The sequence below is a fragment of the Rathayibacter sp. AY2B7 genome, from assembly GCF_002931635.1.
In the GTDB taxonomy this organism is placed as follows: Bacteria; Actinomycetota; Actinomycetes; order Actinomycetales; family Microbacteriaceae; genus Rathayibacter.
This window is the reverse complement of sequence record NZ_PSUC01000064.1, coordinates 1-20,544: the sequence shown is the minus strand read 5'-3', so window position 1 is coordinate 20,544 and position 20,544 is coordinate 1. Positions and strand designations below refer to the sequence as shown.

Genomic DNA, 20,544 nt, shown 5'->3' with positions numbered 1-20,544 from the left:
ACGAGGACGCTCCACTCGAGCGCGTACTCGTCGCTCGGGATCGCGAACTCGACGTCGACGTCGTCGGCGTTGAAGTACAGGAGGAAGCTGTCGTCGGTGCCGAGGCGGACTCGATCCCGCGTCCGGCGGGGGCGATGCTCACCGTCCAGGCGAAGTCGCTCGTCATCCTCCAGGAGCACAGCACCCCCGAGCCCGAGGTCGACCACTCGGTCGCCGCCTCGCTCGCGTCCCTGGCCGCCACCTCGGCCATCCCGATCGTCTCCTCGACGGGACCCACCAGCCCCCACGCCGAGTCGACCGACTCCGCGACCGCACCCTCGACAGGAGCCTGACGTGCGTCTGCCCGCCTCCACCTACCGCCTCCAGATCCGGTCGGCGTTCGACCTCGACGACGCCGCCCGCGTCGCCGACTACGTGCGCGCGCTCGGAGCGGACTGGCTGTACTTCTCGCCGCTGCTGAAGGCCGAGCCCGGCTCGGACCACGGCTACGACGTGGTGGACCACACCGAGGTCGATCCCGACCGCGGTGGCGCGGCCGGCCTGGCGAACGCCTCGGCCGCGGCGCGGGCGGAGGGCCTCGGCGTCCTCATCGACATCGTCCCCAACCACATGGGCGTCGCGACCCCGAGCGAGAACTCGTGGTGGTGGGACCTGCTGAGGAACGGGAAGTCCTCCCGCTACGCCACCGCCTTCGACATCGACTGGGAGGCGGGGGGCGGGAAGCTGCGCGTGCCGATCCTCGGCGACGGTGCGAGCGAGGGAGACAGCGACAGCGAGCTCGACGCGCTCGAGGTCGTCGGCGACGAGCTGCACTACTACGAGAACCGCCTGCCGATCGCGCCCGGCACCGCCGAGCCCGGCGACTCCGGCCGCACGGTGCACGAGCGCCAGAGCTACGAGCTCGTGAACTGGCGCCGCGCCGACGCCGAGCTGAACTACCGCCGCTTCTTCGCGGTGAACACCCTCGCCGCCATCACGGTCGAGCGGCCCGAGGTGTTCGACGCCTCGCACGCTGAGATCGTCCGCTGGTTCACCGAGGGGCTCGCTGACGGCCTGCGCGTCGACCACCCGGACGGCCTGGCCGACCCGGGCGGATACCTCGACGACCTGGCCCGAGCGATCGGCGGCGCCCCGGTCTGGGTCGAGAAGATCCTCGAGGGCGACGAGGAGCTCCCGCCGCACTGGGCGACCGTCGGCACCACGGGCTACGACGCCCTGGCCGACGTCGACCGCATCCTGGTCGACCCCGACGCCCGCCCCGTGCTGGAGGGCCTCGACGCCGAGCTCACGGGAAAGGGCGCCCCGCTGCAGTGGGCCGACCTCATCCACGACACCAAGCGCGGCATCGCCGACGGCATCCTCCGCTCCGAGGTCCTGCGGCTGGCCCGCCTGATCCCCGGCATCGAGGGAGCGGACGACGCGCTGGCGGAGCTCCTGGCGACCTACCCGGTCTACCGCAGCTACCTCCCCTACGGAGCGGAGCACCTCGAGCACGCCCGCGTCGACGCCGTGCGCCGCCGTCCCGAGATCCGCGCGACCATCGACGAGGTCGCCGCGGCGCTCGGCGAGACCGGCACCCCGGTGTCCGTGCGCTTCCAGCAGACCTCCGGCATGGTGATGGCGAAGGGCGTCGAGGACACGGCGTTCTACCGCTTCAGCCGCCTCACCTCTCTGAACGAGGTCGGAGCGGACCCGGACGAGTTCGCGATCGACCTGGTCGAGTTCCACCGCCGCCAGGCCGTGCGCCAGGCCTCGTTCCCCGCCTCGCTCACCACGCTCTCGACTCACGACACGAAGCGCGGCGAGGACACCCGTGCCCGCATCACCGCACTGGCCGAGGACCCGGAGGCGTGGGCGGCGACGCTCCGCGAGCTCCACGCCCTCGTCGGCTTCGGCGACGGCCCGATCGAGCACCTGCTCTGGGAGGCCGTCGTCGGGACCTGGCCCGCGAGCCGCGAGCGCCTGCACGCCTACGCCGAGAAGGCGTCGCGCGAGGCCGACGACTCGACGCACTGGACCGCTCCTGACGAGCAGTTCGAGAAGCGGATGCACGCGGCGATCGACGCGGCGTTCGACGAGCCCGCCGTCCGCCGGCTGGTGGAGCAGACCGTCGAGCGGGTGTCGGCCGCCGGCTGGTCGAACGGCCTCGCCGCGAAGCTCGTGCAGATCACCGCCCCGGGCATCCCGGACGTCTACCAGGGCAGCGAGCTCTGGGAGACCTCCCTCGTCGACCCGGACAACCGCCGCGAGGTCGACTTCGGGCAGCGTCGAGCGCTGCTGGAGCGGCTCGACAGCGGCTGGAAGCCCGCGATCGACGCCGAGGGAGCCGCGAAGCTCCTCGTCACCTCGCGCGCCCTGCGGCTCCGCCGCGACCGCCCCGAGCTGTTCACCCGCTACGCCGCCGTCCCTGCGATCGGGCCCGCCGCCGAGCACGCGATCGCCTTCGACCGCGGCGGCGCGCTGACCGTCGCGACCCGGCTCCCCGAGGGCCTCGCCGCTTCGGGCGGGTGGAACGGCACGGTCGTGGTCCTGCCCGGGCACCCGATGGAGGACGTCCTCACCGGCCGCACCTTCGCGGGAGGAGTGACTCCGGTCGCCGAGATCCTCGCCGACTACCCCGTGGCACTGCTCGCCCCGGTCTCCTGACCGGTTCCGCCACCGCACCGCAGACCGATCCGACCCCTCCTGGAGACAGCAGTGATCAGCACGACTTCCTACCGCTACGCACTCCCGACGACCGGGCCCGAGCGGTTCGACGTCTGGGCCCCCGAGGCCTCGACGGTCGAGCTCCTTCTCGGCGACGACTCGTCGCTGACGATGACCCGCCACGGAGACGACGGATGGTGGCGGGCGCCCGCGTCGGCCCCGGCCACCGGCGAGGTCGACTACGGGTACCGGGTGGACGGCAGCGGTCCGCTGCCGGACCCCCGCTCGCGCCGCCAGCCGAAGGGCGTGCACGAGCTCTCGCGCACGTTCGACCCCTCGGCGCACGAGTGGGGCGACTCCGCCTGGACCGGGCGCGAGCTCGCCGGCGCCGTCATCTACGAGCTGCACCTCGGAACGTTCACCCCCGAGGGCACCCTGGACGCGGCGGTGGAGCGCTTCGAGCACCTGCGCTCGATCGGCGTGGACTTCATCGAGCTGCTGCCGGTCAACGCGGTGAACGGAACGCACAACTGGGGCTACGACGGCGTCCTCTGGTACGCCGTGCACGAGCCGTACGGCGGACCCGAGGCGTACCAGCGCTTCGTCGACGCCGCCCACCGCGCCGGCCTCGGCGTGGTCCAGGACGTCGTCTACAACCACCTCGGCCCGAGCGGCAACTACCTGCCGGAGTTCGGCCCCTACCTCAAGAACGAGAAGGCCAACACCTGGGGCAGCTCGATCAATCTGGACGGCGAGGGTTCGGACACCGTCCGCGGGTACATCATCGACAACGCTCTGATGTGGCTGCGCGACTACCACGTCGACGCCCTGCGCCTGGACGCGGTGCACGCCCTCTCGGACGAGCGGGCCGTGCACGTGCTCGAGGAGATGGCGAGCGAGGTGGCCGTGCTGTCGGCCCACGTCGGGCGCCCTCTGACGCTGATCGCCGAGTCCGACCTCAACGACCCGACGCTGATCACTCCGCGGGAGGCGCACGGCTACGGGCTCGACGCGCAGTGGAGCGACGACTTCCACCACGCGGTCCACGTCGCGCTGACCGGGGAGACCACGGGCTACTACGAGGACTTCGCGCCGCTCGGCGCCCTCGCGAAGGTGCTGACCCGGGGCTTCTTCCACGACGGCACCCTCTCGACGTTCCGCGGCCGTCACCACGGCCGTCCGGTGGACACCGAGCACATGCCGACCTGGCGCCTGGTGGTCTGCAGCCAGAACCACGACCAGATCGGCAACCGGGCGGTCGGCGACCGTCTGACGGCGTCCCTCGACGAGGGCCGTCTCGCGATCGCCGCTGCTCTGACGCTGCTGGGCCCTTTCACTCCCATGCTGTTCATGGGCGAGGAGTGGGCGGCGTCGACCCCGTGGCAGTTCTTCACCTCGCACCCGGAGAAGGATCTGGGCGAGGCGACGGCGAAGGGCCGCATCGAGGAGTTCGCGAAGATGGGCTGGGACCCGGAGGTCGTGCCCGACCCGCAGGACCCGGAGACGTTCCTGCGCTCGCGGCTCGACTGGTCCGAGGTCGGGGAGGGGCGTCACGCCCGCACCCTCGAGGTGTACCGCGAGCTGGCGGCGATCCGCCGCCGCTACCCCGAGCTGACGGACCCGCGCTTCGGGTCGCTCCGCGTGGATTTCGACGAGGAGGCCCGCTGGCTGACTCTCGGCCGCGGTCGGGTGACCGTGGCGATCAACGTCGGCGAGTCCGCCGCCCGCATCGCCCTGCCGGAGGTGGCGGAGACGCTGCTCGGCGTCGGGGAGTACGCGGTGCAGCCCGGGGACACCGAGGTGGATCTCGGCGGTTCCTCGCTGCTGGTGACGCTGAGCGCCTGAGCTCCGTGGCGGCCGGCTGTTCAGGTGGGGGGCCGCCGCTGTCCTGAACGGCCGCCTCGGGCCCGAGCGCTCAGAGTGTGACCGCGGCGTACTCCGTCGCGGTCACGACCCGCACTCCCTCGTCGTGGACGAGCAGGAGCGCGCGGAGGGGGATGGCCCGCTTGTGGCACGCCGCCGCCAGGTGACGGGCGAGGACCCGGTCGGTCTCGCCGAGGAAGGCGCGCCCGGGACGTTCCAGGGCGAAGGCGAGAGAGCCCACGTCCTGGTGCGCCACGGCCTTGGCGAGGGTGGCGACGATCCGCTCGGTCTTCTCCTCGTCGGGGTGCACGGGGAGTCCGTCCACCGGGTAGAGGATCGGCAGCTGCACGCCGTCGCGGTCGAGGAAGATCGGCCACAGGGCCCGGCGGTAGGCCGGTCCGATCAGCGAGGAGACGCGCTCGCGCAGCTCGCGGTCGTTCAGGAGCGGCGCATCGAGGTGCGGAGCGGGAGCGGCGTGGTCGAGAGTGGTCATGGTGTCGCTTTCTCGTGGGGCGAGCGGGCAGTGCCGCTGAGGGGTCATCGGAAGTTGCGGGAGGTGGTGCGAGCGCCGACCGTGAGGGTCTCGAACCTGTCGGCGAGGAGGTTCGTCACCCCCTCGTCGGAGCGCTCGAGGATCCCCCTGACCAGCAGGGCGGGTGCCTCGCGGGCCACGCGGCGGTAGCGGTTCCATACTCCGACGGAGCAGATCACGTTGAGGATCCCGTGCTCGTCCTCGAGGTTGAGGAAGGTCACTCCACCGGCTGTGGAGGGACGTTGGCGGTGGATCACGACTCCACCGACCTCGATCCGGGTCCCCGAGGGGATGCCGGGGAGATCGGCCGAGGAGCGGGCACCGCGGCGAGCGAGCCCCTCGCGGAGGTGGCGCAGCGGATGGTCGTCGGGTGAGATGCCGGTGGCCCAGAAGTCGAAGACCACGCGCTCCTGAGGGGAGAGCATCGGCAGGAGCGGGGGCTGCACGACGACCGTGGAGCCGGCGAGGAACTCCTCGCGGTCGCCTGCGGCGGTGCCGGCCTCCCAGAGCGCCTGCCGGCGCTGCAGACCGAGCGTGTCGAAGGCGCCCGCGGCACCGAGGGCCTCCAGCTGAGCCGCGGTCGTGCCGACCCGACGCGAGAGGTCGGCCATGCTCGCGTAGGGTCCGCCGCGCTCGCGCTCGGCGACGATGTGCTCGGCGAGCGAGGTGCCGATGCCCTTCACCCCGGCCAGCCCGAGCCTGATCACGAAGCCGCTGTCGCGCCTGTGGTCGTCCGTGTGGAAGTGCTCGGTGCGGTCGAACAGCCCCGTGGGCGGCTGATCGGCGCGGAGGCAGTCGTCGCTCCCGTAGGCGGCGCCGCCCCTCCGGCGTGCGGGGGCGTCCTCCTTCGCCTCGAGCCCGGGAGGCGCCAGGGAGCGGTTGACGTCGGGCGAGACGACCTCCACTCCGTGACGCCGGGCATCGGCGACCAGGGTGTGCGGGGCGTAGAAGCCCATGGGCTGCGCCCTCAGCAGCGCGGCTGTGAACGCGGCGGGGTAGTGCAGGCGGAGCCAGGCGCTCGCGTAGACCAGCAGGGCGAAGCTGATCGCATGGCTCTCGGCGAAGCCGAAGTTCGCGAAGGCCTGGATCCGGAGGTAGATGTCGTCCGCGACCTCGCCCGTGATGCCGTTGCGGGCCATCCCCTGGTAGAGCCGCTCGCGGAGGGTCTCGATCTTCTCGGTCCCGCGCTTGGACCCCATCGCCCGGCGCAGCAGGTCGGCGTCCTCCGCGTTGCAGTCGCCGACGGCCACGGCCACCTGCATGAGCTGCTCCTGGAAGAGCGGCACGCCGAGGGTGCGCTTGAGCGGCGTCACGAGGAGGGGGTGCTGGTACGTCACCGGCTCCTCGCCGAGCTTGCGGCGGATGTAGGGGTGGACCGCACCGCCCTGGATGGGGCCGGGGCGGATGAGCGCGACCTCGATCACCAGATCGTAGAAGCGGCGCGGCTGCAGCCGGGGGAGGGTGCCCATCTGCGCCCGGCTCTCGACCTGGAACACCCCGATCGAATCGGCGCGGCAGAGCTGGTCGTAGACGCCCTTCTCCTCCCGGGGAAGGGTGGAGAGGTCCCACTTCTCGCCGACGTGCTCGGCGACGAGGTCGAACGTGTACTGCAGGGCGGCGAGCATCCCGAGCCCGAGGAGGTCGAACTTGACCAGGCCCATCCAGGCGCAGTCGTCCTTGTCCCACTGCAGGACGGTGCGGTCCTCCATCCGAGCGGGCTCGATCGGGCAGACCTCGCCCACGGGCCGGTCTGTCAGCACCATGCCGCCGGAGTGGATGCCCAGGTGCCGGGGCGTGCCCAGCACCCGGGTGGTCAGGGCGACCACGTCCTCGGGGATGTCGTGGTCGGTGCTCTCGGTGACGGACCCCCACCGCTCGACCTGCTTCGACCAGCCGTCCTGCTGCCCGGCGCTGTATCCGAGGGCCTTGGCCATGTCGCGCACGGCGAACTTGGGCCGGTAGGTGATGACGTTGGCGACCTGGGCAGCGTTCAGACGTCCGTACTTCCGGTAGACGTACTGGATCACCTCCTCGCGCCGCTCCGAGTCGAAGTCGACGTCGATGTCGGGCTCCTCGTCGCGGATGCTGGAGAGGAACCGCTCGAACGGCAGGTCGTAGAAGATCGAGTCGACCGCCGTGATGCCCAGGACGTAGCAGACCGCCGAGTTGGCGGCCGAGCCGCGTCCCTGGCAGAGGATGCCGTTCCGCTTGGCGTAGTGGACGATGTCGTGGACGATCAGGAAGTAGCCCGGGAAGTCCTTCTGCTCGATCACCGCGAGCTCCTTCTCGAGGCGCGCGAGGACGTCGGCGTCGGCGCGGGGGTACTTGGCCGGCACGGCCTCGCGCACGAGCTCGCGCAGCCAGCTCATCGAGGTGTGCCCCTCGGGGACCTCCTGGCGCGGCAGCCGGGGCCGGACTCGGCCGAGCTCGAAGGCGATCTCGTCGGCGACTCGCACCGTGTTCTCCACGGAGCCGGGGTAGCGGCCGAAGCGCTCGGCCATCTCGGCGCCGGAGCGCAGGTGGGCGCCGCCTGCGGCGGGGAGCCAGCCGTCCATCTCGTCGAGGCTCCGGCGTGCTCTGACCGCGGCGAGGGCCGTCTGGAGGGGGCGCTCCTCCGGCCGGGCGTAGTGCACGTTCCCGGTGGCGACCGTCCGCAGCCGGAGCTTCTCGGCGATCGCCGCCAGCTGGTCGTTGGCGCGCGAGGCGAGGGGATCCCCGTGGTCGTACAGCTCCACGAGGACGTTGGCGGGACCGAAGAGCCGGACGAGCTCGCGGACCTCCCGCTCGGCCGCGGCCACTCCTGCGGCGGCGAGCGCTTGACGGACCGCTCCCTTGCGGCAGCCCGTCAGCACGATCCAGTGGCCGTCGGCGGCGCGCGCGAGCTCCTCGAGCTCGTAGCTCGGCTTGCCCTTCTCGGCTCCGGCGAGCTGAGCGGTGGTGATCGCGCGGGCGAGGCGGTGGTAGCCCTCCTCGCGGCGCGCGAGGACGAGCAGGTGGGTCCCCTCCGGATCGGCGACCCCGTTCTGAGGCGAGGTGAGCCCGATCGAGAGCTCGGCTCCGAAGGCCGTGCGGACGGCGTGCCCCTGCGCGGCCTCGGCCATCCTCACGATGCCGTAGAGCCCGTCGTGGTCGGTGAGTGCGAGAGTGTCGATGCCGAGCCGGACCGCCTCCTCGACCAGCTGCTCCGGCTTGCTCGCCCCGTCGAGGAAGCTGAAGTGGGAGTGGGCGTGCAGCTCGGCGTAGGGCACCGGATGAGCCGGCGGCCGGACATCGTCCCCGGCCACGTAGGCGGGTCGCTTGTGCGACCAGGCCGGGCTGTCGCCGCCGTCACCCCGGACGACCGTGCCGTCGACGCGCTTGCCGCTGGAGAGGCGGCGCTCGAACTCCGACCAGGGGATCGGCGGGTTGTTCCAGCCCATCGGGGCTCCTTCGGTGCTCGTTCGCGGTGGTGGAGGGATGCTCCGGTTCAGTCGTATCGGGCCTCGGCGGCCCAGACCCCGTCGAGGCAGAGCAGCAGCCAGGCGACACCGGCGGCGTCGACCACCTGGAAGCGGTCGTAACGGACGGCGGTGCTCGGATCCCACCAGCGCTCGTCGATCGGCCAGGGACCCGCCCATCCGGCGAGGGGCTCCAGGCGTGCCTGAGAGGTCCCGGGGGTGAAGTAGGCGGGCACGGAGCTGAGGGCGCCGCGCTCGTCGACCGCGACGGGTTCGCCCCTTGGTCCGCGGACCAGCACGGCCGCGGGCTCCGCGAAGACCGTCGGCGGGAGGGGCGGCGGCAGGGAGCCCGGCCAGGGCAGGGTCCTCGGCCGTGCGTCGCCCGGCTCCCGGTCGCCCCAGGGGATCAGGTGCTGGCGGTCGCGGAGGGATCGCCCCCCTCCGATCGACGCGGTCATCACGGCCTCGTGCCCGAGCATGCTCTGCACGCGGCTCAGCCCGTGGTGGACGCGCTCCTCCGGAGCGGTGCCCCAGAGACCCTGCTCGTGGTTGCCGATCGCGTCGACCGCCTCGGGCTCGACGCACAGCCGCGAGATCGGCGCTCCGAGACCGGTGTCGATCTCCCCGCTGCCCTGCAGCTGCCAGCGGACCCGGTCGAGCACGTCGCCCGGGGTGAACCATCTCGGGTGCAGCCAGCTCCGGGAGGAGACCTCACCGCGCTCGCTGACGACCTCGATGCGGATGGCGGTCGCGACCAGCTGTGCGCGGGTGAGCCCGGCGACGAACTCCTCCGCGGGGACGCGGAAGGCGAAGGCGGCCTGGTCGATGCGGTCCAGAGGGGGCTCGAACTCCATCGCCCGGTCGAGGCGCTCCGGCGGGAGCCGGGGCACCACCGTCTCCGACTCCGCACCGGCGGCGAGGAGGTGCGCGTGGGCGCCCTCCGGTCCGAACCGGGCGGCGACGTCCTCGCGAGGGAGGGCGGCGAAGGCGCCGAGTGTGCGGACGCCGAGCCTGCGCAGGAGCGCCACCAGGTCGTCCCCCCGGCGGGGAGCACGGGCAGGGGCAGCGACGGACTCGGTCTCGAGGGCGTCGAGCGGGAGCGGGGCGAGGAAGCCTGCCGCTGCTCCTGGGGGCACGACGGCGACGGGGCAGCCGGAGTGCTTCGCGGCGAGCTCGGAGGCGAAGAGCCCGTCGGCGATCCCGATGCGGGCGTCGGGGAGACCCAGCTCGGCCAGCCGCTGCAGGATCGCCTCGGCCGCGCTCTGCTCGCTCCCGTAGTAGCGGCGCGGACCGCGGGCGCGGATCGCGCACAGACCGGGCCGGATCAGCTGGACGCCCGGGGTGATCTCCTCGAGCGCCTGGATGAGCGGCTCGAACGCCCGGTGGTCGAGCACCGGGTCGTACGGGAGGACGGCGAGACCCGTGCAACGGGACTGCGCCTCTCGCACGCGCATGCCCCGCCGGACCCCCTCCGCCCGAGCAGCGGGGGAGGAGGCGAAGACCAGGCTCTTCTCCGTGAGGGCCAGGGGGTGCTCGGCGCCGAGGCCGGCGTCGGCGGCGGCCGCGAGGAGGGGCCAGTCGGGGCACCAGACGAGGATCGTCCGCCGCAGCTCGGGTGCGCTCGCCATCTCAGACCGCCCGCTCGTGCAGGCGGCCGTGCTCGACCCGGGAGCCGAAGGCGCTCTCGACGCCGGGCATGCTCATCCGCACCGTGCGCACCCGGGTGCCGGCCCGGCCGACCACATCGACCATCGCCTCCCGGGAGCGCAGGTAGCCGTGGCCGTCGCCGAGCCCCTCCCAGCGGCTGCTGCGGATGCTGAGCCGCGCCTCGGCCTGGGGCCACTCGCCGAGGACCACGAGCGCGGCACCCCGCTGGCGCAGTCGTGCTCCCAGACGCGAGACGTCGGCCGAGGAGACGGAGGCGGGCGGACGGGTGAGCACGACGGTCAGCACATCGACCAGAGCGGCGGTGACGGTGAGCCAGTGCTCGGCCGGTGCGGGCACGAGCACCAGGCGCTCGAGGTCGATCCCCATGCCTGCCGCGGCCTCGGCCCCGAACTCCGGGACGCCCACCACGCCGCACCACGAGCCCTCGGCGGACGGGCCGGCGAGCAGCCCCATCGCCAGACTCATCGAACCCTCCACCGAGTACGCGGCACCCTGCTTGAGCGAGCCGCCCGGGAGCACGGAGGAGAAGGCCGGCAGGGTGGCGAGGCTCCTGGTCTCGAGGGTGGTCGCCTGCATGTCCCGGATGCGGGACTGCAGCTCCTTCACCGACGCGAGCTGCCGCAGAAGGGGCTCTGCGGCCTCGGCCGTCTCCGCGGAGACGAGGGGTGAAGGGGGGCTCATCTGCCCATGTTCGAACATGTGTTCGAGTATGTCAATCGCCACCGACATCCACCGGCGAGCCGCTCGGACCCTTCCGCGACCGCCCGGCAAGGCGCACTGAGGAGGAGGTGCCAGACGTCCCGGGCAGTCTCGCATCCGCCCCCGACATCCCCGTCCTGGGGAGGTCTCCGCCGGGTCTCGGCGAGGGAGGGCCACCGCCCCCGCTCTACCATGGGAGCCATGTCCGACGCCCTGCCCGACCACGCCGACTCCGACGCCACCGACCCGGCCGCGCCGCGCAGAAGGACCCTCGTGGTCAAGATGGGGTCCAGCTCGGTCACCAAGCAGTCGGGTCCGGATCCCGTTCTCCTGGCCAGCGCGCTCGAGAGCGCCTTCGCCGCCCGCGCGCTGGGCTGGGACGTCGTGCTGGTCTCCTCCGGCGCCGTCTCCTCGGGCCGGGCGCTCTTCGCCCGCTCGCAGGAGGAGCCGATCAGCGCACGCCTGGCGGCAGCGGTGGGCCAGACCGTCCTGATGGGCTTCTACCGCTCGGTGGCCGAGCTCTCGGGCGCCCTGGTCGCGCAGATCCTCATCGGCGAGTCCGACCTCGCCTCTCCCCGGCAGATGGCGCACGTCGCCGAGGCGATCCGCCACGCCCTCGACGCCGGAGTCGTGCCCGTGGTCAACGGCAACGACACGATCGACTCCGCCGGCTCGGACAACGACGGCGTCGCCGGCGGACTGGCGATGCTCCTCGGGGCGGACCTTCTGCTGCTGCTCACCGACGTCCCCGGCGTCTTCGCCGGCAGCATCGCCGAGGGCGTGCACCTCGAGGAGCTGGGCATCTCGGAGCTGCGCCGCATCGGCGTGCAGAAGGGCGGTACCGGCCGAGGGGGCATCCGCTCCAAGCTGCGGGCCGCCGAACTCGCCGCGCACAACGGCGTCTCGACCAGGATCGCCGGGGCGCGCACCCCCGAGGTCATCCTGGGCGCCCTGGGAGGGCCGGGCCCGGGCACCCTCGTCCGCGCCGTGCACGCGCATCCGCCCGTGGAGCAGCGCTGGATCTCCGGAGTGGCCACCGGCCGCGGCCGCGTCGAGATCAACCTCGAGGCCGAGCGGAGCATCGGAGCCGGCTCGAGCCTGTTCGCCTCGGGCATCAAGCGCGTCTCCGGCGAGTTCGGCGGCGGCGACGTGATCGAGGTGCGCGCCCTCAGCGGAGAGCTCCTCGCGCGCGGCGTCTCCCGCGTCTCCTCGCGTCTGCTGACCCTGGTCCGCGCACTCCGGGTCGACGAGATCGCCCGCGTCTTCGTGGCGGTCCTCGGCCATGCCGCCACGACGGCGCCGTCGGCGAGTCCGGAGGGGGAGGAGAGGCCGCAGCTGACCCGCGCTCTGGAGTACGCGCGCACTCTCTCCTCCGAGCACGCGCGGGCCGTCGCGATGGAGATCGTCTCCCTCTTCCCCGCCGAGAGCATCTCGGCCCTGCTGGGGCAGGGCGCGGGGGAGGGCGAGCTCGTCGAGCGCTACACCCGCCTCGTCCGCACCCTCGCCATCGTGGAGAACGAGAACCTGGCCGTCTTCCGCTCCTGACCGCCGGTGGCGCGCCACGTCTCAATGCATTTCGCGCCTTCGCGTCATGATCGCCGTTCTCCGGTGTCTTCCTGGTGATGGCGCCGCTCCTGGGCGCCCCCGACGGAACGGATCATCGATGAGCGTCCCCACTTCAACAGCCGGCCACTTCCGCGAGTCCGACATCACGCCCGAGAGCTTCGAGATCGAGCGGCTCGAGCGGCGGCTCGCCCTGCTCGAGGCCTCGATCTCCCAGGGGGAGCGGGCACTGCTGGGCCGGGTCGACCCGAGCACCGGAGATCCCCTCCCGGGCGCCTGCGGGGGGCACCGAGCCCAGCTGGTCAGCAACCTGACGACGGAGCGGGCCCTCGCCGACCGCATCAGGGAGATGCTCGCCGCTCGGAGCTGACGGGGTGCGTACGGCACGATGGGGCCATGGTCACCATCACCGTCGCCGGTCTCGCCCAGCACTTCCACCCCGCCGAGCGGGGCACCGTCCGCCTCGAGATCCGGCGCGAGTCGCGATCCCGGCCCCAGGCGCTCGCCGAGGTCACCGCCCTGCACGCGCGGGTCCGTGAGGAGGCGGCCGCCGAGCAGGCGTCCGGCGCCGCCACCTGGTGGTCCTCCGATCAGATCTCGGTCTCCTCGATCCGCCGGTACATCAAGGACTCGGACGTCACGCAGCTGTTCCATGTCGCGGCCGCCGGGGTCCGGGTGAAGTACCGGGACTTCGCGGCTCTCGGGCGCTGGGTCGGCTCGATCTCGGAGGTGCCGGGGATCCAGATCTCGGGGGTCGATTGGGACGTGACGGCGGCGCGACGTGCGGGCATCGAGCGCGAGGTCCGCACCGCTGCCGTGCGCGACGCGCGCGAGCGGGCCGAGGCCTATGCGGCGGCCCTCGGCCTGACCGAGGTGCGGGTGCTGACCCTCTTCGAGCCGGGACTGCGCCCGCACACGCGCATCGAGGGCGGCTCGGCGATGATGAGCCGCGCCAAGGCGTTCACCTCTCCCGAGGAGCCGCTGGCACTCAAGCCGGAGGACATCGAGGTCACCGCCTCGGTCTCCGCCGACTTCGAGGCGCACTGACGCGGAGACGCGACCGGGCGACCGGTTCCGCTGCGGACGGAGAGCGGCTGCCTGCACCTGCGACCCGCTGATCGTCTGCATGGCGACCCCGAGAGTCGCCCCGAGGCGACCGACCATCGGCTCCACGACGACCCCTCTCCGCCCCGATCAGCGGGCACGCGACCACCATACGTGTATTGAGGACTCCTCGGGAGCTCTGTCGCGGTTCGGCGTCCGCCGTGCACACCACCAGGGAATAGCGGGGGACCCCCGAGCGCTGAGGCAGGCATGGTCTCGCGCATCGGCTTCCTCTCCTTCGGCCACTACCAGTCCGTCCCCGGGTCTCAGACCCGCTCGGCCCGCGACGTCCTCCTCCAGACGATCGAGCTCGCGGAGGCGGCGGAGGAGATCGGCATCGACGGCGCCTACGTGCGCGTGCACCACTTCGCGCCGCAGCTCGCCTCGCCGTTCCCGCTGCTGGCGGCGATCGCCGCGCGCACCCGCCGCATCGAGATCGGCACCGGGGTCATCGACATGCGCTACGAGAACCCGCTCTACATGGCGGAGGAGGCGGCCGCCACCGACCTGATCTCCGACGGCCGGCTCGAGCTCGGGGTCAGCCGGGGATCGCCCGAGACGGCCCTGCGCGGGTCCGAGGCGTTCGGCTTCGTCCCCCCGGAGGGGATGACCGACGCCGACCTCGCCCGGCAGAAGGTGCGGATCCTCCGGGAGGCGCTCACCGGGGCGCCGGTCGCGCAGTCCGATCCTGCGATGACGCGCCAGTCGCTCCCGCTCTCGATCGAGCCGCGCTCGCCCGGCCTCGAGGACCGGATCTGGTGGGGTGCCGGCAGCTTCGCGACCGCGCGCTGGGCGGCCGAGCAGGGCATGAACCTGCAGTCGTCGACCCTGCTCCTGGAGGAGGAGGGCGTGCCCTTCGACGAGCTGCAGGCCCGCCAGATCCGCGAGTACCGCGCCGCGTGGAGCGAGGCGGGCTGGGAGCGCACCCCGCGCGTCTCCGTGTCGCGCAGCGTCCTTCCGATCACGACCGATCTCGACCGGCTGTACTTCGGCGGCCGCGGCGAGCAGGACCAGGTCGCCACCCTCGAGGGCGTCCGCGCCCGATTCGGCCGCAGCTACACGGGCGAGCCGGACGCCGTCGCCGCCGAGCTCGCTGCGGACGCCGCCGTGCAGGAGGCGGACACGCTGCTGCTCACCGTTCCCAACCAGCTCGGGGTCGAGTACAACGCGCGGCTCCTGCGCACTGTCGTGGAATCGATCGCTCCGGCTCTCGGCTGGTCGCCGGCGACAGCGGGCGTCTGACACCGAGGCACGGTCCGTACGGGAGGGCCCTGCGGTGCAGGAGCGCCCGTCCTCTGCAGAAGCGCCGTCCGATGCAGGAGACGCCCCGTCTTCTCGTGAGGAGGCGGGGCGTCCGAACTCTCCTCCCAGCGCATCCCTCCTCCGGCGCGAGGAGGGGACGGTGTCGGGAACGACGGAACCCCCCGCCTCTCCGAGGAGAGACGAGGGGTTCCGATCAGTGTGTCCGAGGGGGGACTTGAACCCCCACGCCCTATACGGGCACTAGCACCTCAAGCTAGCGCGTCTGCCATTTCCGCCACCCGGACGAGTGTTTCCTTCGACCTGCGTTTCCGCGGCCGAAGAAGACATTAGCACGGTTCCGGAGCCTCTCACGCCACCTCGCGGCCCACCGGCCTCCGCGCGCCGTCGAGCCCGCGCCGGTACCGTTGCCCGCATGTCCGACAGCATCGACAGCGCGCCCGTGACCGACAGCACCCTCGACGAGACGGCGCTCATCGCGCGCGATCTCATCCGCTTCGACACCAGCAACTACGGCGACGGGAAGGCGGAGCCGGAGCGCCCGGCCGCGGAGTACGTCGCGGCGAAGCTGCGCGACCTCGGCCTCGAGCCCGAGCTGATCGACTCCGACCCGGGACGCACGAGCGTCGTGGCGCGAGTCGCGGGGGAGGACCGCGAGCGCGGCGCCCTCGTCGTCCACGGGCACCTCGACGTGGTGCCCGCCATCGCCGACAACTGGAGCGTCGACCCGTTCGGCGGCGAGATCAAGGACGGCATGCTCTGGGGCCGCGGCGCGGTCGACATGAAGAACATGGACGCGATGATCCTCGCCTCGCTCGGCGACATCCTCCGCGAGGGGCGGCGCCCCTCCCGCGACCTCGTCATCGCCTTCTTCGCCGACGAGGAGGCGGGCGGCGTGCGGGGATCGGGATTCCTGGCCCGTGAGAGGCCCGAGCTGTTCGCCGGAGCGACCGAGGCGATCAGCGAGGTCGGCGGCTACTCGATCGAGCTGGCCGGCAAGCGCGCCTACCTCGTGCAGACGGGCGAGAAGGCGCTGATGTGGCTGACCCTCCGCGCGCACGGCACGGCGGGGCACGGCTCGCAGATCAACTCCGAGAACGCCGTCACCCGGCTGGCGCAGGCGATCGCCCGCATCGGCAGCGAGGAGTGGCCCACGCGCCTCACCGACACCACGCGCGAGCTGCTCGACGAGGTCGCCCGCCTGCTCGGCCACGACCCCCAGCGCAGCACTCCGGAGGAGCTGGCACTCGCCACCGGCACCGCCTCGCGCTTCATCGCCGCGACGCTGCGCACCACCGCCAATCCGTCGATGCTGTCGGCCGGCTACAAGGCCAACGTCATCCCGGACACCGCGGAGGCCACCATCGACGTGCGCGTCCTCCCCGGCGAGGAGGATTCGGTGCTCGAGCGCCTGAAGGTCCTCGCGGGCGAGCATGTCGAGATCCTCGTCCAGCACCGTGACATCGGACTCGAAGTGCCCTTCGCCGGCCCGCTCGTCGAGAGCATGGCCGCCTCGATCCGCCGGTTCGATCCGGGCGCCGAGGTCCTCCCGTACCTGCTCTCCGGAGGCACCGACAACAAGGCGCTCTCGACGCTCGGCATCACCGGATACGGGTTCGCGCCGCTCCAGCTGCCGTCGTCCCTGGACTTCCCGGCGCTGTTCCACGGGGTCGACGAGCGCGTTCCACTGGACGCACTAGTGTTTGGCAGGAAGGTCCTGACCGATCTCCTGCTGAGCTCCTGACGGCGCCGCGGACCGGGTCAGCACCGACCGATCCCGACCGACTGCTGGCCGACGACGCCCCAGCCCTCCTCGAAAGTGACGCATGGGCCTGCTCGACGCGCTGATCCTGGGACTCGTCCAGGGTCTGACCGAATTCCTCCCCATCTCCTCCAGCGCCCACCTCCGGATCGTCAGCGAGCTGCTGCCCGGTCTCGGCGGCCGCGACACCGGAGCCGCGTTCACCGCGATCACGCAACTGGGCACCGAGACCGCCGTCATCATCTACTTCTGGCGCGACATCGTGCGGATCGTGTCGCACTGGGCGCGCTCCCTCGTCGGCCGGATCCCGCGCTCGGACCCGGACGCCCGCATGGGCTGGCTCATCATCCTGGGCAGCCTTCCGATCATCGTCCTCGGCCTCGTCTTCCAGGACGCGATCGAGACGACCCTCCGCTCCCTGTGGGTGGTGGCCACCACCCTCATCCTCTTCGGCATCCTGCTCGGCATCGCCGACGCGGTCGGCGCGAAGAAGCGCCGCCTGCGCGACCTGGGCGTCCGCGACGGACTGATCTTCGGAGGCGCGCAGGCGCTCGCCCTGATCCCCGGCGTCTCGCGCTCGGGAGGCACCATCACCGCAGGCCTCTTCCTCGGGTACGAGCGCAAGGCGGCGGCGCGCTACTCCTTCCTCCTCGCGATCCCCGCAGTGTTCGGCAGCGGGCTCTACCAGCTGTACAAGAGCATCAGCGACCCGGTCGTGCTCCCGAACCAGGTCCAGGTCGGCGGGCTCGAGACCCTCGTGGCGACCATCGTCGCGTTCGTGGTCGGCTTCGTCGTGATCGCGTTCTTCATGAGCTACATCTCCCGCCGCAGCTTCCTCCCGTTCGTCGTGTACCGCATCGTGCTCGGCGTCGTCCTGATGGTCGCGCTCGCCACCGGCCTGATCGCCGCCTAGATGCGCGCCTGGACCGCCGCCGACGTCCCCGCCCTGCCCGGCCGGGGGAGCGCACCGCGCCTGCACGACACCGCGACCGCGGGCCCCGTCGAGCTCGACGCGCCCAGCGGAGTCGCGAGCCTCTACGTCTGCGGCATCACGCCCTACGACGCCACCCACCTCGGGCACGCGTCGACCTACCTCGCCTTCGACACGGTCCAGCGCGTCTGGCTCGACGCGGGCTACACGGTCGAGTACGCCCAGAATGTGACCGACGTCGACGACCCGCTGCTCGAGCGTGCGACAGCCACCGGCGTCGACTGGCGCGACCTCGCCGAGGAGCAGGTCGAGCTGTTCCGCGGCGACATGGCCGCCCTGCGCGTCCTGCCTCCGCAGCACTACGTCGGAGTCACCGAGACCGTGGATCCCATCGCGGAGGCGGTCGCCCGCCTGGAGCGCGACGGCGTCGCCTACCGCGTCGCTGCTCCGGACGCGGCGGAGGAGGGCGCGAGCGACCTCTACTACGACATCGCCGCGGCCGAGAGCGCCGTCTGGCACCTGGGCAGCGAGAGCCGGCTCGACGCGGAGTCGATGGCCCGCTTCTCGGCGCTGCGCGGGGGCGACCCGGAGCGCGCCGGCAAGCGCGACCCCCTCGATCCGCTGCTCTGGCGGGCCGAGCGCGCCGGCGAGCCCGCCTGGGACGCCGAGGTCGGCCGCGGCCGTCCGGGCTGGCACATCGAGTGCTCGGTGATCGCCCTCGACCGGCTCGGACCCGAGTTCACCCTGCAGGGCGGCGGCAGCGACCTGGTCTTCCCGCACCACGAGTTCAGCGCAGGCCACGCCGCTTCGCTGTCCGGCCGTCCTCTGGCCCGCGCCTACGCTCACGCCGGGATGGTCGCCTACCAGGGCGAGAAGATGAGCAAGTCGCTCGGGAACCTGGTGCTGGTCTCCCGTCTGCGGAGCGAGGGCGCGGACCCGCGGGCGATCCGCCTCGCGCTCCTCGCGCACCACTACCGCTCCGACTGGGAGTGGCTGCCCGAGGACCTGCCGTCGGCCGAGGCGCGCCTGGCGCGCTGGGAGTCGGCCCTCGCCGCCGTCGGACCGCGCTCGGCGCTCGAGGTGCTGGCGCAGCTGCGCGAGGCGCTGGCCGACGACCTCGGCACTCCGGCCGCCCTCGCCGTCGTCGACGCCGCACTGACCGAGGGCGTGGACGACCCGTCGCTCCTGCGCGACGCGGTCGACGCCCTGCTCGGGGTGCGCCCGGCCTGAACCCCGTCAGGCTCGAGTCCCGGACGGCTCGAGTCCCGAACGGCTCGAGTCCCGTCAGGGCGGCCGGGAGGGTCATCGGTCGGGAACAGTCCAGTGATCGACGACCGTCTCGGACGAGCGGGCGCCGGCGGAGGCTACGGCCGCCAGGGCTCCTCGCCGGAGCGGCCGTCGCCGCGGCGGCGCAGGTAGCGCTCGAACTCCTGGGCGATCGCCTCGCCGCTCGCCTCCGGCGAGTCGACGGTGTCGCGCGCCTGCTCGAGCTGGGCGATGTACGACGCCATCTCCTCGTCCTCGGCGGCGAGGGCGTCGATGCCGCGCTCCCACTCCTCCGCCTCCTCGACGAGGTCGCCGCGGGGGATCGCCAGGCCGACGACCTCCTCGAGCTTCTCGAGCAGCGCCAGCATCGCCTTGGGCGAGGGCGCGTTGTGCACGTAGTGCGGGACGGAGGCCCAGATCGAGACGGCGGGGATGCCGACCTTCTGCGCGGCCTCGCCGATCACGCTGAGGATGCCGACCGGCCCCTCGTAGCTGGAGCGCTCGAGCTCGAACGAGCTCCGCAGCTCCGCGTTCTCGCTCGAGGCGAAGATCGAGATCGGCCGGGTGTGCGGGACGTCGGCGAGCATCGCGCCGAGGAAGACGACGGCGGAGATGTCGATCGCGAGCATGGCGTCGACGACCTCGGCGGCGAAGCTCTTCCAGCTGCGCGAGGGCTCGGTGCCGATCATGAGGTACAGCGCGCTCTCGGCGTCGACCGAGGTGTCGGCCGGGCCGAAGATCTGGGTGCCGGGCCAGGCGAGGCTGCGGCGGCCGTCCTCGCCGATCGAGAGCATAGGGCGGGTGTACTGGAAGTCGTAGTACTGCTCGGCGTCGACGGCGAAGAGGGGCACGTACTCCCCGGCGTCCTTGACCAGCCGCAGCGCGCCGCTGGCGGCGTCCCCGGCGTCGTTCCAGCCCTCGAAGGCCACGACCAGGACGTTCCCCGTGATCACGTTCATAGGCAGGATCTCCGCGTTCGGCTCGATGTGCGGGGAGCGCACACCGCGCCTGTCCCTCCGTCCAGGATAGGACCGCCCCCGGCCCCGGCCGTCCCGTCCGGCGGGATCGGCCGCGCTGTTCGCTCTCGGCCCGCGGCCGGGGAGGGGCGCGGCCCTGCCGGTACCATGGTCGCTCGTGACTCCCGAGACCTCCGCCCGGCCGCTGTCCTCCGAGCCGCTCGGAGGAGCGTCCGCCCCCGCCGCCGTCCTCTGGGACATGGACGGGACGCTCGTCGACACCGAGCCGTACTGGATGGCGTCGGAGCACGCGCTCGTCTCCTCCTTCGGCGGAGTGTGGACCCACGAGGACGCGATGGGACTCGTCGGCTCGGGCCTGCCCGCCGCCGCCCGCATCCTGCAGGGCAAGGGCGTCGACCTCTCCGTCGACGCGATCATCGACCGGATGACCGACGAGGTCGTCGACCAGCTGGCCGTGAGCATCCCGTGGCGACCGGGCGCGCTCGAGCTGCTGCGCGCGGTGTCCGAGGCGGGAGTGCCGCAGGCGCTGGTCACGATGTCGATCTCGCGGATGGCCGCGGCCGTCGTGGACCGGATCCCGTTCCCCGCCTTCGCCGCCGTCGTCAGCGGCGACATGGTCGAGCGCAGCAAGCCCCACCCCGAGGCGTACCTCCTCGCCGCGAGCACCCTCGATGTCGACATCACCGCATGCGTCGCGATCGAGGACTCCCTCACGGGCCTCGGCGCGGCCGTCGCCTCCGGAGCCGCGGCGATCGGCGTCCCGCACCAGCTGGAGCTGGATCCCGCCGCTCCCTATGCCCTCTGGCCCACTCTCGCGGGCCGCACCGTCGCGGACC

At 72.5% G+C, this 20,544-nt stretch carries 16 protein-coding genes and 1 tRNA gene; 11 read left to right on the top strand and 6 right to left on the bottom strand.

Annotation, left to right across the window (positions count from 1 at the left end; all coding sequences use genetic code 11):
- The 3 genes from C5C27_RS18390 to treZ form a co-directional block, all read left to right on the top strand.
- On the top strand, nucleotides 1-332 hold a 332-nt coding region (locus C5C27_RS18390; RefSeq protein ID WP_219813163.1), incomplete at its 5' end, for a hypothetical protein.
- 1 nt (nucleotide 333) lies between these two features.
- On the top strand, nucleotides 334-2,646 hold the full coding sequence (gene treY, locus C5C27_RS11270) for a malto-oligosyltrehalose synthase (protein ID WP_104314403.1): 2,313 nt from the start codon (nucleotides 334-336) through the stop codon (nucleotides 2,644-2,646).
- A gap of 51 nt (nucleotides 2,647-2,697) precedes the next feature.
- Entirely contained in the window at nucleotides 2,698-4,491 is a 1,794-nt protein-coding gene (gene treZ, locus C5C27_RS11265; protein WP_258066655.1) for a malto-oligosyltrehalose trehalohydrolase, read from the top strand.
- Between the two features lie 70 nt (nucleotides 4,492-4,561).
- Here treZ and C5C27_RS11260 read toward each other — a convergent pair whose 3' ends face one another.
- The 4 genes from C5C27_RS11260 to C5C27_RS11245 are packed head-to-tail and all read right to left on the bottom strand — an operon-like array spanning nucleotide 4,562 to nucleotide 10,827.
- Nucleotides 4,562-5,002: a hypothetical protein gene (locus C5C27_RS11260; RefSeq protein WP_104221992.1), complete on the bottom strand. Its 441-nt coding sequence runs from the start codon at nucleotides 5,000-5,002 to the stop codon at nucleotides 4,562-4,564.
- Nucleotides 5,003-5,046: 44 nt separating this feature from the next.
- Complete coding sequence (locus C5C27_RS11255; protein WP_104314402.1) at nucleotides 5,047-8,460, bottom strand: error-prone DNA polymerase; 3,414 nt, start codon at nucleotides 8,458-8,460, stop codon at nucleotides 5,047-5,049.
- Between the two features lie 47 nt (nucleotides 8,461-8,507).
- Complete coding sequence (locus C5C27_RS11250) at nucleotides 8,508-10,106, bottom strand: DNA polymerase Y family protein (RefSeq protein ID WP_104314401.1); 1,599 nt, start codon at nucleotides 10,104-10,106, stop codon at nucleotides 8,508-8,510.
- A gap of 1 nt (nucleotide 10,107) precedes the next feature.
- Complete coding sequence (locus tag C5C27_RS11245; RefSeq protein ID WP_104225270.1) at nucleotides 10,108-10,827, bottom strand: hypothetical protein; 720 nt, start codon at nucleotides 10,825-10,827, stop codon at nucleotides 10,108-10,110.
- 219 nt (nucleotides 10,828-11,046) lie between these two features.
- Between C5C27_RS11245 and proB the strand changes: the two genes are divergently transcribed.
- The 4 genes from proB to C5C27_RS11225 all read left to right on the top strand — a co-directional run bounded on the left by proB (nucleotide 11,047) and on the right by C5C27_RS11225 (nucleotide 14,754).
- Nucleotides 11,047-12,390: a glutamate 5-kinase gene (proB, locus tag C5C27_RS11240; protein WP_181127028.1), complete on the top strand. Its 1,344-nt coding sequence runs from the start codon at nucleotides 11,047-11,049 to the stop codon at nucleotides 12,388-12,390.
- A gap of 118 nt (nucleotides 12,391-12,508) precedes the next feature.
- Entirely contained in the window at nucleotides 12,509-12,778 is a 270-nt protein-coding gene (locus tag C5C27_RS11235; RefSeq protein WP_104314399.1) for a hypothetical protein, read from the top strand.
- A gap of 26 nt (nucleotides 12,779-12,804) precedes the next feature.
- On the top strand, nucleotides 12,805-13,455 hold the full coding sequence (locus C5C27_RS11230; RefSeq protein ID WP_104237458.1) for an SIMPL domain-containing protein: 651 nt from the start codon (nucleotides 12,805-12,807) through the stop codon (nucleotides 13,453-13,455).
- A gap of 267 nt (nucleotides 13,456-13,722) precedes the next feature.
- A complete protein-coding gene (locus C5C27_RS11225; RefSeq protein WP_104314398.1) occupies nucleotides 13,723-14,754 on the top strand; it encodes an LLM class flavin-dependent oxidoreductase in 1,032 nt (343 codons plus the stop codon).
- Nucleotides 14,755-14,974: 220 nt separating this feature from the next.
- Here the strand turns inward: C5C27_RS11225 and C5C27_RS11220 are convergent.
- Nucleotides 14,975-15,059 (bottom strand) — tRNA-Leu (locus C5C27_RS11220).
- A gap of 128 nt (nucleotides 15,060-15,187) precedes the next feature.
- Here C5C27_RS11220 and C5C27_RS11215 point away from each other — a divergent pair.
- The 3 genes from C5C27_RS11215 (at nucleotide 15,188) to mshC (ending at nucleotide 18,695) form a co-directional block, all read left to right on the top strand.
- Nucleotides 15,188-16,516: a M20/M25/M40 family metallo-hydrolase gene (locus C5C27_RS11215; protein WP_181027105.1), complete on the top strand. Its 1,329-nt coding sequence runs from the start codon at nucleotides 15,188-15,190 to the stop codon at nucleotides 16,514-16,516.
- Between the two features lie 82 nt (nucleotides 16,517-16,598).
- Nucleotides 16,599-17,447, top strand: coding sequence for an undecaprenyl-diphosphate phosphatase (locus C5C27_RS11210; protein WP_104222008.1), 849 nt, complete (start codon nucleotides 16,599-16,601; stop codon nucleotides 17,445-17,447).
- A complete protein-coding gene (gene mshC, locus C5C27_RS11205; RefSeq protein WP_104222010.1) occupies nucleotides 17,448-18,695 on the top strand; it encodes a cysteine--1-D-myo-inosityl 2-amino-2-deoxy-alpha-D-glucopyranoside ligase in 1,248 nt (415 codons plus the stop codon). It abuts the gene before it with no gap.
- Nucleotides 18,696-18,829: 134 nt separating this feature from the next.
- Here mshC and C5C27_RS11200 read toward each other — a convergent pair whose 3' ends face one another.
- Complete coding sequence (locus C5C27_RS11200; protein WP_104222142.1) at nucleotides 18,830-19,690, bottom strand: proteasome assembly chaperone family protein; 861 nt, start codon at nucleotides 19,688-19,690, stop codon at nucleotides 18,830-18,832.
- Nucleotides 19,691-19,946: 256 nt separating this feature from the next.
- Between C5C27_RS11200 and C5C27_RS11195 the strand changes: the two genes are divergently transcribed.
- A partial coding sequence (locus C5C27_RS11195; protein WP_104314405.1) for an HAD family phosphatase occupies nucleotides 19,947-20,544 on the top strand: 598 nt, incomplete at its 3' end.